Origin of the sequence: Flavobacterium ponti (genome assembly GCF_042652765.1) — a bacterium.
GTDB classification, from domain to species: domain Bacteria; phylum Bacteroidota; class Bacteroidia; order Flavobacteriales; family Flavobacteriaceae; genus Flavobacterium; species Flavobacterium ponti.
In genome coordinates, this window is the sequence record NZ_JBHSGW010000004.1 from 251,630 (window position 1) to 265,071 (window position 13,442).

The window sequence follows — 13,442 nt, forward strand, 5'->3', positions numbered from 1 at the left end:
TGTTATGAGTTTGTTACAATTAAAATCGTAAAATATAGTTAAAAATTATAGTTTAAACTCAATCCTAAATTTTGTCTATTGTTAAGTTGGTTTTGATATAAGTCAGGTTTTACAGATAAATTATCGTTTACATTAAACTGAATTAAATGTGCGTCAACATTAGCATCAACTATGTTTAGAATATAAATTCCAACTGTTAAAAGCATGGATAAATCTCTGTTTCTCTGATGAAATTTTTGAGCACTAATTAAACGATCATTATCTAAATTTCCATAAATGGGATGATTTGGGTCAGATGTTCCATCCAATCTTCTTTTGTACTCATCTCTAAATTTATGGTATTCTCTTTGATTGAAATTGTAAGAATAGATGGAAATTCCTAAACCTGCATAAACAATAGGGATTTTCCAATATTTTTTATTGTAAGCTTGTCCTAAACCTGGTAAAATAGCGGAATAAAAAGCTGCTTTTGAAGGAGCTAAAGGATTAATCGCTTTTGTAACTACAGTATCTTTATACTTAATGATTTCTGGTTTCTGTGCAAATAGAGTTGTGCTACAAAAAAAAGAAAGGATTAAATATATGAAAACAGTTTGCTTCACTATTCTTTTATAAGTTTCAAAATACGTTCAAAATCTTCTTCTGAATGAAAAGGAATTGTAATTTTTCCTTTTCCATTTCCAGCTGATTTAATATCTACTTTTGCTCCAAAATAGTGAGCAAAAACTTTTTTCTGTTCTTCGTTAATCTGAAAAGAATCGGATTTAGTTTTTTTAGTTTTTGGCAAAAGACTCTCTTGGTACTTTTTCACTAAAGCTTCTGTATCTCTAACTGATAAATTTTCGGTAACAATTTTGTGATAAATATCACCTTGAACATCACCATCTTCAACGTTGATTAAAGCTCTTCCGTGACCCATTGAAATAAAACCATCACGAATTCCGGTTTGGATAATTGGATCTAATTTTAATAAACGAAGATAATTAGCAATAGTAGAACGTTTTTTTCCTACACGCTCACTCATTTGCTCTTGCGTAAGGTTGATTTCGTCAATTAAACGTTGGTAAGACAAAGCAATTTCAATTGGATCTAAATCATGACGTTGAATGTTTTCCACCAAAGCCATTTCAAGCGATTCTTGATCATTTGCAATACGAATATAAGCAGGAACTGTTTCAAGACCTACAATTTTTGAAGCTCTTAAACGTCTTTCTCCAGAAATTAATTGGTATTTATTAAAGTCAAGTTTTCGAACAGTTATAGGTTGGATTACTCCTAATTCTCTAATTGAAGTTGCTAATTCATTTAACGTTTCTTCATTAAAGTTTGTTCTAGGTTGAAAAGGATTTATTTCAATAGCATTAATATCTAATTCTACGATATTTCCTACTACTTTATCTGCATTTTTATCTTCTACCGATTTGATATCATTGGTAGGGTCTTTTAAAAGAGCTGATAATCCTCTTCCTAATGCTTGCTTTTTTACAGCCTTTGTCATGCTTTATGCTTTATTTTTTCTAATAATTTCTTCAGCCAAATGTAAATAATTTGAAGCACCTTTACTGGTAGCATCATAGTTAATTATACTTTCTCCAAAACTTGGAGCTTCACTTAGCTTAATATTTCTTTGAATAATAGTATTAAAAACCATATCCGCAAAATGTTTTTGTACTTCCTCAACCACTTGATTTGATAATCGCAAACGACTATCGTACATGGTTAATAATAATCCTTCAATATCTAAAGCAGGATTGTGAATTTTTTGAACACTTTTGATTGTTGTTAATAATTTCCCTAATCCTTCTAATGCAAAATATTCACATTGAATTGGAATGATAACACTGTCTGCTGCTGTTAAAGCATTTAAGGTTAATAATCCTAAAGAAGGTGCACAGTCAATTAATATATAATCATATTGATCTTTTACGCTTTCTAACGCTTGTTTTAGCATATACTCGCGATTCTCTTTATCGACTAATTCAATTTCAATAGCTACCAAGTCAATATGTGCTGGAATTACCCAAACATTTGGTGCAGAACAAGTTATAGTTGCTTCTTCTGGAGTATTACTGTGTTCAAGAATTTGGTAAGAACCTATTTCTACAGATTCAACATCAATACCTAAACCACTACTAGCATTTGCTTGAGGGTCAGCATCAATTAAAAGGACTTTTTTTTCTAAAGCTCCTAGTGAAGCCGCTAAATTAACAGTGGTTGTAGTTTTACCAACACCACCTTTTTGATTTGCAATTGCAATGATTTTACCCATTTGATATATTAAAATTAGGAACGGTAAAAATACAATTAATTATGGTTTTTTCAAGGCTAATTTGTTAACAATAGAATAAAGTTATTAGTGTAAAAGTTAAAATATTCTAAGGAAGTTATTTTAAAAATGCTATATAAAGTAAAAACACGATGGTTAATCGTGTCTTTATTTGATTTAATCTCTTTTTGGATTATTTTTCTTATCTCTTTTTTCTGCTTTTTTTTCTTTAGCTGTTTTCAGAGGTTCCTTTTTTTCTGTCTTTTTTGCGTCTTGACTCTTTGCCATAATAATTGGTTTTTACGTAAATGTAGTGAATTAAAGTTTACAAATGTCTAATTATATACATTTTGCAACCTATCGCGATAAGCTAAAATGGGCTTTAAAGGTTCTTGGAACATTATTTTCTTCAAAATCAATGGTAAACCAATAATCATCAGCAGGTAAGGTATATCCATTGTAAGTTCCATCCCAACCTGTATTTTTAGGAAGTTGTTTAATTAATTTTCCGTAGCGGTCAAAAATATTTACTTTAGGATTTTGTAAATTACTCAAGCCTGTAATTATCCAATAATCATTAAATCCGTCACCATTTGGTGTAAAAAAATGAGGATAATTAATTATTACTAAATCTTTAGTAAGAGAAGGAGAACATCCATTTTGATCCATAACGGTTATAGTATGTGAACCTGAAGAAACATTTGTAAAAACGTTATCCGTTTGAAAATTTCCATTGTCTAGTTGGTATAAATAATTTCCACTATCGAAGGCTAAAACAGTTACTATTTGGTTTTCTGTAAATGCTCCTGTAGTGGTGTACTCAATACTTGTTAAAGTCGGCTCAAAAACAGTTACGTTTATAGTTTGTGGAACAGCACATTGATTAGGGTTTGGAGTGAAAGTATAACTTCCAGAAACTTGGTTGTTAATGGATGTTGGACTCCAAGTTCCACTAATCCCATTGGGTGAAATTGGGTTTAATGCTGGTGGATTTGAGCCTAAACAAAAAGAAATATTGCTATTGAAGTTAGGTGAATTGTTGTCTGAAATAGTAATATTTAACGAATAAACAGTATAATTTATACAAGGATCAGCTTGTGGGATGAATGTATAAGTTGTTGTTCCGATTGAAGCTGTATTTATCGTTGAGGGATTCCAAGTTCCTGTGATTGGTGTATTATTCGTTGATATAGTTGGTAATACTGGAGCAGTTGCGTTTAAACAATAAGTTGTTGGAATTGCAGAAAAAGTTGGTGTTATGTTTGTTTGTGGATTTACCGTTACGGTTATAGTTTCGGCAATTCCTTCACATCCATTTAGTTCTGTGTTTATAACATAAATAACTGTTCCAAATGAATTTCCAGTGTAGGTTAATGTTTGTGTTATTGCATTTCCAATTCCGTCTGAGAAGCCTGTTACATCTGTAGAAGTTGCTGTCCAATTAATGATTGCATTTGCATCGGAAGCTGTTAAGTTTAATGCTGTAGTTTGAGTAGAACAAATTGTTGTTGAACCTGTATACGCAATAGTTGTATTGTTATTAGTTACCGTTACGCTTATAGTTTGTGGAACAGCACATTGATTAGGGTTTGGAGTGAAAGTATAATTTCCAGAAACAGTATTATTAATAACTGAAGGACTCCACGTTCCCGAAATTCCGTTTGGTGATGTAGTGTTTAATGATGGTGGATTTGAACCTGAACACAATGCAATAGTAGCATCAAAATCAGGCATGATGTTGTTTGTAATTGTTATGTTGAGCGTGAAGGGTGTATAGTTGATACAAGCATTTGATTGAGGAATAAAAGTGTAAGTTGTAGTTCCTAATGAAGCTGTGTTTATGTTTGCAGGACTCCAAGTTCCGTTTATGGGTGTGCTGTTTGAAGAAAATGCTGGTAATGTTGGTGGTGTTGCATTTAAGCAATACGTAGTTTGAATAGCATTAAAAGTAGGAGTAATGTTAGCTTGAGGATTTACTGTGACAACTATAGTTTCTGCCATTCCTTCGCAACCATTTACTACAGGGATTATTGTATATGTAACCGTTCCTGATGTATTTCCATTGTAGGTTAAAGTTTGTGATATAGTGTTTCCAGTTCCGTCTGAAAAACCTGTTACATCTGTTGAAGTTGCTGTCCAATTGATGACTGCATTTGTGTCAGAAGCTGTTAGTGTTATGGCTGTTGTTTCAGTTGAGCAAATTGTAGTTGTTCCAGACGATGAAACTGTTGTTAAAGGTAAAACTGTAATAGGAGTTCTTGTACTACTAATACATCCTGTACTTAAATTATATGATTCAGCATAATATGTTCCGGCTATTGTTGTGGAATAGATTGATGAATTTGATTGGATTAAATTTCCATTTGAAGCTGCATCATACCAATTGATATTTTCATTACTATTAGCTATTGCACTTATAATGGTTGCATAATTGCTACAAAGGGTTTGGTCTCCATTAGAAATGGGTGCATTAGGTAATGGATTTAGTAAAACAGTAAATATTTCTGATAAAGTAGAACAATATGGATTATTTAAATTAGCAATATCATTGGCTACTTTAACTCTGTAATATGTTGTATTTGTTAAAGTTGGAATAGAATAGCTATTTGTTGTTTCTCCTGCAATATCTGTGTAGTTAATGTTGTCATTACTTTGTTGCCATTGATAAACATTTGAACCCGTTCCAGTGGTAGTTACTTGTAAAATATTGTTTGTGATGGTTTCGTTTTCACAAATTGAAATGAAATCTTGTGTGTTAGGTGCATTTGTAATTTCGCTGAATTCTCCACAAGCACGAAACATAATATCGTCAATAGCTAAATCATTTCCACAGCCTCCAGAACCATTGTTTTTCATTTTTAAGATTACAGAAGTTTGTCCAACGGGCATTGTGAAAACTAAACCATATTGATTCCAAATGGGTGTTGTTGTTCCGTTTATATTTCCTGTGTTTCCAGATTGAAGTAGCGTTGTGTCAGTTGCATCCCAAATTTCGAAGGTGACATTTACTGGAATTCCTGTACCTGGACAAGCTCCAGTAGCTGGATTTAGAATGTTTAAAACCCAAGCTGAAAACTCAAATCTTGTATTGCTACACAAACCTGTTACGGTTCTTTTATAAAATTCTCCTGCTACGTTACTTGCATTTACAATTAGACATTTACCATCGGTTCCATTAGGTTCATTATCTGGAGTATGGTCTAAAGAATACAACCAGTTTTGGGAATTCGGAATTATATTGGTTCTATAAAATAAAGTATATTGACCATCTTGTGGGAAACCACTGTTTACATAGGTATAATTGGTATAACCAACAGGTAAAGCTGGACCATAAGTTGTGCCACTACCAAAATTTTCAAAAAAGATAGGAGCACCGCTACTTCCATTGCAAAAACCTAGTTGGCCAAAACTTAAAAAATGATTTAACAGAAGAAAGAGTAAAATGTATTTTTTATTCATTAGTAGCACTATTTATAAGCTATAAAAACATATTTATAAATATAGAGCTATAAATTTTAAGATTATGGTAATGAAAAAGGATAAAAACTATACAAAGTATAAAAGCGTAAACAATAAGTGATTCAAAGTATTATTTGATATTATTGTAACAGTAAAGCTATATTAGTAAGTTTTTGTATAGGTGTTGTAAAGGTAGTTTTTGCTTTTTCGTATGGTTTTTGTTGGGTGATTTAAGATATTATAAATTTATATTATATTTTAATAGGTATTAAATTTAAGCTATAATTGAAATAAATTCTCCAACAACTCTCATATTTGTTCCATTTTCTTCGTTTAAAATGATGTTTTTGTATGAGGATTCATATGAATTTGGTCTTAAAACTATTAATTTATTTACCAAACCTTCTTCAGTTATTATTTTTTCACTTGAATAAGTTTTAATTGTAAAGGCAGAATTAAAATCAGTATCCTGAATATCTATATTTTCTACTAATACTATTTTACCGTTTCTACTACCTCCCGAATCCGGTTTGAACAAGCAAATTGAACCATTTGGGATTACTCTGTTCATTGATTCTCCAACTATTCTACATGCAAAATAATCGCTTTTTGTGTTTTCTGGTCCTTCAATTAAAGTAAAATCTTTTTCTGATTGAATCTCACTAAATGTTCCTGCTGCCGCATAAAAATCGTAAAGTGGTACTGGATTTTTTAATATTGGTTCTAATTGTATTGTGTCTTTTCCTTTTTCGAAGGAATAAATATTATTTGGTATGATTTCTTTTACTGTTCTGTTTTCTTCCAGATAGTTATACATAGAAGCTGAAACAGGTTTTTCCATATCAAATCGAATTTTTACAACTGAAACCTGTTTATTACTGTCACTACTCATCGTCGTTTGTTCAATCTTATTTAAATTAGGAGTTACATCTCCCATGTAATAGAATTCCATTCCTTCATCATTATTCTTTTTTATAAAAAGAGGAAGTCTAATTTCTCCATTTTTACCTAAAATAGATTGAACGTCATTACTATTTATTTTTCGATTAGACTTTGTCATCCAGTCAAATTCTCTGGTATTTACAAATCTATCTTCATACTTTGTAGATTCTGAAATATTTTCTTCTTTATGATAGTTAACAAAAATAGGACAGTGAGTATTATCAGGGCTAACTAAATAACCTCCAACATTTTGAGCAACTGGGTTTTCTGCAGTATTTAATATTCTAAATACATCTTTACGAGAATATTTTCTATAAAGCACAAATCCATCTTGCCAGTTATTTGAATCAAATAGTTTGTCAAATTGATAAATAGAATAATTTGTAGAATCAAGTAGAAATTTTTTAAATGTTTCCACACTCACATATGAAAGAAATAGGTCTGAAAACATAAAATTGTCGTTTTCTAATTTAATAATATCCAAATTATAAATTTCTTTTGTAGAAATTAATTTCCCATCCTTTTTCTCTCGAATAAACTCAAAATTTAAGTTAGAAATACTTGACTTGATGGTTTCATCAGAGACATTATAATGATATTTTTTTAAAATGATTTCTTTTAAATCATTTAATGATAGTTTTTTATAATCAATCAATAATTTAATTATCAGGCTTTCTTCAACTCTTTTTGAATTGTTTATTTCTTTAGAGAATAATTCTAAAAGTTTAATTTGTTTTGTAGTTAAATCTGAATTGAATTCTTTCTCAACTTTTATAATAAAATTATAATATGAATTTGCATAATTTACATATAAATAAGGGTCTCTAGAACCATGTTCAATAAAATCCATCATCATTGGTAATCTACCAAGCTTGAATTTTAATAGGTTGTAATCTTTTTTCAAGTCTGAAAATAATTGCATATTTGCAGAGTCAATAGACTGAAATATTTTTTCTTTGGTAATTTCATCAAAATTGATAGTAGAATCACCGGGAATCATTCTGCTTCCTTCTGTAATAAGTTTTCTTAATGAATCTTTATTATAGGATACGTCACCATATAAAGCAATAGGGATAAGGTAATTATTTTCGTAATTTCCAATGAAATCAATAACAGTTACATAACTTTTTCCTTCAATTTTTCTTAATCCTCTTCCTAATTGTTGAATGAAAATAATTGCTGATTCTGTAGGTCGAAGCATTATAATCTGGTTGATTTTAGGAATGTCGATTCCTTCATTAAAAATATCAACCGTAAAAATATAATCAAGTCTATCTTCTAAATTATCCGATTCTAATTTTTCAATAGCTATTGCTCTTTCATCTTCTGAACTATCTCCTGTTAGAGCAACCGTTTTAAATTTATTTAAATTAAACAAAGTAGAAAGTTCAATTGCTTCTTTTTTTCTTGAACAAAAGATTAAACCTCTTGTTATGCCGTTATCACTTCCATAGAATTTTGCTTGCTCGATTATTCTTTTAACTCTTTCTTTTGAAACTAATAAATTGAAATCTGATTTGTTATCAATTTCATTATCGTCTATTAATAAATCCGTTACTCCATAATAATGAAATGAACAAAGCATTTCTTCCTCCATTGCTCTATTTAACCGGATTTCATAAGCAATATTGTGGTCAAATAATTGAAAGATGTCATTACCATCAGTTCTTTCAGGAGTTGCAGTCATTCCTAATAGAAATTTTGGCTCAAAATAATCTATTAAGCGCAAATAAGAATCTGCTCCGGATCTATGCGTTTCATCTATAATAATGTAATCAAAATGATCTTTTGCAAAGTTTTCAAGGTGTGATAGTTTAGAGATTGTCTGAATTGTTGAAAACATAAAATCACATTCTAATTCTCTTTTGTCACCAGAGTACAAGCCCATTGTTCTAGTTGTTCCAAAAACTTTTTGAAATGTTTTTAAAGAATCTTTTGCAATTGTTAATCTATGAACAACAAATAATAATTTTTTAGGATTAAAAGCCTTGGCATCAAAAGCAGATAAATATGTTTTTCCTGTTCCCGTTGCAGAAATAATTAAAGCTTTATTTTTTTTGTCTTTTCTTAAATTTTTTAAATTCTCCAATGCTTCGATTTGCATTGAATTAGGAGTTATAACTGTTTCAGATTCAATTATACTTTCAAGAGTATTATTTTTATTTAGAAGGAATTGCTTTCGATAAATTTCTTCATATTCTAAAATAAATTCTGATGTTACTTTCGTCGCTTTTTGAAAATCAGATTTAAATTCATTTATTACATTTTCAACAATACCACTTTCATCTAATGCAGAAACTTTCAAGTTCCATTCTCTATTAGTTGATAAAGCTTGTGCAGTTAAATTACTACTTCCAACAATTAGATTATAATGTTCATTATTTTTAAAAATGTACCCTTTTGCATGTGCGTTTCCCGAGGTTGCAATACGCAAGTCTATATTTTTGAATTGTGAAAGCCTTTTTAAAGCTTCAGGTTGTGTGAAGTTTAAATATTGAGAAACTAAAATTTCACCTTTAATATTGCGATTTTCAAGCTCTTTTAAATTATTAATTATTGTAGCGACACCGCTTGTTGTCACAAATGCTACTGAGATATAAAACTCATTACAATTTTCAAGTTCGTGCAATATTGTTGAGAGAACTTTTTTGGGTGGATTTCTTTGATTGACAAGTAACTCAGGTTGATATACTGTTTCTGATAAAACATTTTTATCAATATAACCAGTTTGTAAACTCGAGTTAAATATTTGAATTAATTTATCCATTCATTACTAATTTATTAACGATTGGAATATCTGCTGCTGCCCAATTTAATGTTTTTAATTCTTCTTTTTTTAACCATTTAAAATCTATATGTTCTGTTAAAGTAAGTTTTTTATTTCTACATGTGCATATAAAACTATGCATTTTTAAATTGAAATCTGGGTATTGATAATTAACAGTTATAAATTCTTCATTTATTATTATATTCATTTCTAATTCCTCAAAAATTTCTCTGGTAATTGTTTGTTCTTTAGTTTCTCCAAATTCCATTTTTCCACCAGGAAATTCATATTTTTCTGAAAGATAATTAAGCTTATTTAAACCTTTCTGAACACATAAAATTTCATCTTTGTAAAATATAATAGCTGCAACTACTTCAATATTTTTCATTTTAAATTTATATTGATAATTATTTGTTCAAATTTTCATTATCAAAAATAATGATTATTTTCTTACAATTTATGAATAACATTTCTTTTTACTTTTTAACCGAATTTTTCTTTGATATTCATGTCTATAAAATTATTGTTATGCCTACAATTGACCCGCTTACAACTGTAAGCATAAAATATTAGTTGTTAACAACAAATTTTGTTATTATGTTAAATAATCATTTTCTATTTTTGTAAAAAAATATTCATTGAAAATAACCATCCTAACTCCTATGGAAGTAGAACAAGAAAAAGTCTTTTCTGCTTTGTCAAGAATTCCAAATTTAAAACACACTTATGAAGTTTTGGTTTCTGGTATTGGTCGAGAAAGTACAGCTAAAGCGTTATTAAATCTACCAAAACATGATGTTTGTGTATTAATGGGTTTTGCGGCTGTTGTGGGTAAAATATCACAAGTACCAACTCACTTGGCTTTGGGAAAACCTATTGAAATTACGGCTGCTTCTTTATATGGTTATGAAGGTGGTTTGTTTGAGAATGGAAAACCTATTCATGTTGAGCCAAAGTTAAGTTTGCCTTGTTTGTCGTCTTTAACCTCGGATAAGTTTGTTAGAACGACTAATTTAGCTGCAGGAACAGTAGTAAATATGGAAGATTACACGTTTATGTACTTAAAGAAACCTCAGGATTTTATTGTGCGTATTGTTTCTGATTTTTTACCTCATGAACGGGAAATTGACTTTTTTGATGAGGTGAAAGGGATTGATTTTTTGGAAGGGGTTTTGGCTTTGGAACAAATTGATGTTTAATTTTTTTAGGAACACGGATTTTAGGAATTAGAGAAATTTATAATTTTTTTTCTTTGGTTTTTGAATAAAAAAAACACCAACATTGCTGTCGGTGTTTTTTATAATTTTAGATGCTGAAACAAGTTCAGCATGACAATTTTGAGGTTATTCTTCTAGTAAAACTTCTAAAATAGTAATGGCTGCATCACTAATTTTCGTTCCAGGACCAAAAACGGCTACAGCACCAGCATCGAACAAGAATTGATAATCTTGTGCAGGGATTACTCCACCTACAATGACCATGATGTCTTCTCTTCCGTATTTTTTTAGTTCTTCAATTACTTGAGGAACTAGGGTTTTGTGTCCAGCTGCTAGAGAGGAAACACCTAAAATGTGAACATCATTTTCTACGGCTTGTTTGGCTGCTTCTTTTGGAGTTTGGAATAGAGGACCAATATCTACGTCAAAACCAACATCAGCATAACCTGTTGCTACTACTTTAGCACCACGATCGTGACCATCTTGACCCATTTTGGCAATCATGATTCGAGGTCTTCTACCATCTTGTTTTGCGAAAGCATCAGCTAAATGTTTAGCCTTTTCAAAGCTTTCGTCATTTTTTATTTCTTTGCTATACACACCGCTAAAACTTCTAATTTGTGCTTTATATCTTCCGAATACTTCTTCTAAAGCATCACTAATTTCTCCTAAAGTTGCTCTATGTTTGGCAGCTTCTACCGCTAAAGATAGTAAATTATCGTTTTGGTTTTTAGCACAGTCGGTTAATTTAGCTAAGCATGCTTTTACTTTTTCGTTATCTCGAGATTTTTTAATTTGTTCTAAACGTTCAATTTGTTGTTTGCGAACCATATCATTGTCCACATCCAAAATATGTAATGGATCTTCTTTTTCTAAACGGTATTTATTTACACCAACAATAATATCTTGTGTGCTATCAATACGAGCTTGTTTACGAGCTGCAGCTTCTTCAATACGCAATTTTGGAATACCTTCTTCAATGGCTTTTGTCATTCCACCTAACGATTCTACTTCTTCAATCAGAGCCCAAGCTTTATCGGCAATTTCAGCCGTTAGACTTTCTACATAATAGCTTCCAGCCCAAGGATCAACAGTTTTGCTGATTTTGGTTTCTTCTTGTAGAAATATTTGAGTGTTTCTGGCAATTCTTGCAGAGAAGTCGGTTGGTAATGCAATGGCTTCGTCTAATGCATTTGTATGTAGCGATTGTGTTCCTCCAAAAGCAGCAGCAGCAGCTTCAACGGTTGTTCTAGCTACGTTATTGAAAGGGTCTTGTTCTGTTAGACTCCAACCACTGGTTTGGCAATGTGTTCTTAGAGCTAATGATTTATCGCTTTTTGGATTGAATTGTTTAATCATTTTTGCCCATAGCATTCGAGCAGCACGCATTTTGGCAATTTCCATAAAATGATTCATTCCAATAGCCCAAAAGAAAGATAATCTAGGAGCGAAAGTATCGATGTCCATTCCTGCTGCGATTCCGGTTCTGATGTATTCTAAACCATCTGCTAAAGTGTAAGCTAATTCAATATCAGCGGTTGCTCCAGCTTCTTGCATGTGATAACCCGAAATAGAAATCGAGTTGAATTTGGGCATGTTATTACTTGTATATTCAAAAATATCCGCAATAATTTTCATAGATGGAGTAGGTGGATAGATGTAAGTGTTTCTAACCATAAACTCTTTTAGAATGTCATTTTGGATGGTTCCTGATAAGTCTTTGATGTCAACTCCTTGTTCCATTGCAGCAACAATATAGAAAGCCATAATAGGTAAAACAGCACCATTCATGGTCATAGAAACTGACATTTCACCGAGAGGAATTTGGTCAAAAAGTATTTTCATGTCTTCCACAGAATCTATGGCAACACCTGCTTTTCCTACATCTCCAAAAACACGTTCGTGGTCAGAATCGTAACCTCTGTGTGTGGCTAAATCAAAAGCTACTGATAATCCTTTTTGTCCGGCTTCTAAATTTCTACGGTAGAAAGCGTTACTTTCTTCAGCAGTTGAAAAACCTGCATATTGACGTATGGTCCATGGACGACGAACATACATTGTTGCGTAAGGTCCACGTAAATTTGGTGCGAAACCTGCTGCAAAACCAATGTGTTCCAAATTTTCTATGTCTTCTTTGGTATAGTTTGGTTTTACTTCGATGTTTTCGGCAGTTAGGAAGTTGTTGGTTGATTGACTTTCAACTTTTAACTTTTGACTTTCTAATTTTATATTTTGGATGTTTTTTCTCAATTTATTTTTTTTAAAAAAGATTTAGTTTGCTATTTCTTGATGAATGATAAATTGCTTTTATAACTATTAAATTATCATAAATTGCAAAATGAATTAGATAAGGAAAGGTTTTAAGCATTTTAATTCTTACATTTTCAAATCTATTTTGGAATAATTCTGGTTTTTTCTTTATTAGATCTAAACTGTCTTTAAAAGATTGATTGAATCTTTTTCCGAGTTTAGGGTTTATATCTTTATAATAATTTAATGCTTCTTTGTAATCAAGTTTAGCTTCATCAATAATTACAATTTTATAATTCATTTTCAATTTCTTTTAAAAAATCATCTATATCTGTTACGTTTTTAGGATTCTTTAAATATTTTTCTGTTCGTTCTCTTACATCATCAATTTGCCATTGTGGAATTGCATATTCATTTTCACCTTTAGCAAAGATGATTACTTCTACTTCATCAGCATTGAAATCATCAGGTAATGTAATGTTTACTTGGTGATTTTTGACTTTTACAAATTGTCTTATTGCTTCCATAAGGATTTGATTTA

At 30.7% G+C, this 13,442-nt stretch carries 10 protein-coding genes; 1 reads left to right on the forward strand and 9 read right to left on the reverse strand.

The features are described 5' to 3' along the window. Positions 1–38: 38 nt before the first annotated feature. The 6 genes from ACFO3U_RS06520 to ACFO3U_RS06545 form a co-directional block, all read right to left on the reverse strand. A complete protein-coding gene (locus ACFO3U_RS06520; RefSeq protein WP_379739475.1) occupies positions 39–602 on the reverse strand; it encodes a DUF5683 domain-containing protein in 564 nt (187 codons plus the stop codon). Then, complete coding sequence (locus tag ACFO3U_RS06525; protein ID WP_379739478.1) at positions 602–1,498, reverse strand: ParB/RepB/Spo0J family partition protein; 897 nt, start codon at positions 1,496–1,498, stop codon at positions 602–604. The genes ACFO3U_RS06520 and ACFO3U_RS06525 overlap by 1 nt, the downstream gene beginning before the upstream one ends. A 3-nt stretch (positions 1,499–1,501) precedes the next feature. Continuing rightward, complete coding sequence (locus ACFO3U_RS06530) at positions 1,502–2,269, reverse strand: ParA family protein (protein ID WP_379739481.1); 768 nt, start codon at positions 2,267–2,269, stop codon at positions 1,502–1,504. Positions 2,270–2,623: 354 nt separating this feature from the next. After that, positions 2,624–5,725 carry a T9SS type B sorting domain-containing protein gene (locus ACFO3U_RS06535; RefSeq protein ID WP_379739484.1) on the reverse strand — a complete coding sequence of 1,034 codons (3,102 nt, stop codon included), beginning with the start codon at positions 5,723–5,725 and terminating at the stop codon, positions 2,624–2,626. 274 nt (positions 5,726–5,999) lie between these two features. Then, the gene (locus ACFO3U_RS06540; RefSeq protein WP_379739487.1) at positions 6,000–9,434 is read right to left on the reverse strand and encodes a DUF3427 domain-containing protein; all 3,435 of its coding nucleotides are present in this window, start codon (positions 9,432–9,434) and stop codon (positions 6,000–6,002) included. Beyond that, positions 9,427–9,822 carry a (deoxy)nucleoside triphosphate pyrophosphohydrolase gene (locus ACFO3U_RS06545; protein WP_379739490.1) on the reverse strand — a complete coding sequence of 132 codons (396 nt, stop codon included), beginning with the start codon at positions 9,820–9,822 and terminating at the stop codon, positions 9,427–9,429. The genes ACFO3U_RS06540 and ACFO3U_RS06545 overlap by 8 nt, the downstream gene beginning before the upstream one ends. A gap of 250 nt (positions 9,823–10,072) precedes the next feature. On the opposite strand from ACFO3U_RS06545, the gene ACFO3U_RS06550 reads away from it, so the two are divergent. Continuing rightward, complete coding sequence (locus ACFO3U_RS06550) at positions 10,073–10,633, forward strand: hypothetical protein (RefSeq protein WP_379739493.1); 561 nt, start codon at positions 10,073–10,075, stop codon at positions 10,631–10,633. Positions 10,634–10,777: 144 nt separating this feature from the next. Here the strand turns inward: ACFO3U_RS06550 and scpA are convergent, their stop codons facing one another. Genes scpA through ACFO3U_RS06565 form a run of 3 tightly spaced genes read right to left on the reverse strand, consistent with a single transcriptional unit; the run spans position 10,778 to position 13,428 of the window. Then, positions 10,778–12,889, reverse strand: coding sequence for a methylmalonyl-CoA mutase (gene scpA, locus ACFO3U_RS06555; protein ID WP_379739908.1), 2,112 nt, complete (start codon positions 12,887–12,889; stop codon positions 10,778–10,780). 22 nt (positions 12,890–12,911) lie between these two features. Further along, a complete protein-coding gene (locus ACFO3U_RS06560; protein ID WP_379739496.1) occupies positions 12,912–13,202 on the reverse strand; it encodes a type II toxin-antitoxin system RelE/ParE family toxin in 291 nt (96 codons plus the stop codon). Continuing rightward, complete coding sequence (locus ACFO3U_RS06565) at positions 13,192–13,428, reverse strand: hypothetical protein (RefSeq protein WP_379739499.1); 237 nt, start codon at positions 13,426–13,428, stop codon at positions 13,192–13,194. Before ACFO3U_RS06565 ends, ACFO3U_RS06560 begins: the two co-directional genes overlap by 11 nt. Positions 13,429–13,442 lie beyond the last annotated feature (14 nt).

Excerpts from the sequence above, each read along its gene's own strand:
- ACFO3U_RS06525 (WP_379739478.1), bottom strand. The coding sequence starts at position 1,498 with ATGACAAAGGCTGTAAAAAAGCAAGCATTAGGAAGAGGATTATCAGCT.
- ACFO3U_RS06530 (WP_379739481.1), bottom strand. The coding sequence starts at position 2,269 with ATGGGTAAAATCATTGCAATTGCAAATCAAAAAGGTGGTGTTGGTAAA.
- ACFO3U_RS06535 (WP_379739484.1), bottom strand. The coding sequence starts at position 5,725 with ATGAATAAAAAATACATTTTACTCTTTCTTCTGTTAAATCATTTTTTA.
- ACFO3U_RS06540 (WP_379739487.1), bottom strand. The coding sequence starts at position 9,434 with ATGGATAAATTAATTCAAATATTTAACTCGAGTTTACAAACTGGTTAT.
- ACFO3U_RS06545 (WP_379739490.1), bottom strand. The coding sequence starts at position 9,822 with ATGAAAAATATTGAAGTAGTTGCAGCTATTATATTTTACAAAGATGAA.
- ACFO3U_RS06560 (WP_379739496.1), bottom strand. The coding sequence starts at position 13,202 with ATGAATTATAAAATTGTAATTATTGATGAAGCTAAACTTGATTACAAA.
- ACFO3U_RS06565 (WP_379739499.1), bottom strand. The coding sequence starts at position 13,428 with ATGGAAGCAATAAGACAATTTGTAAAAGTCAAAAATCACCAAGTAAAC.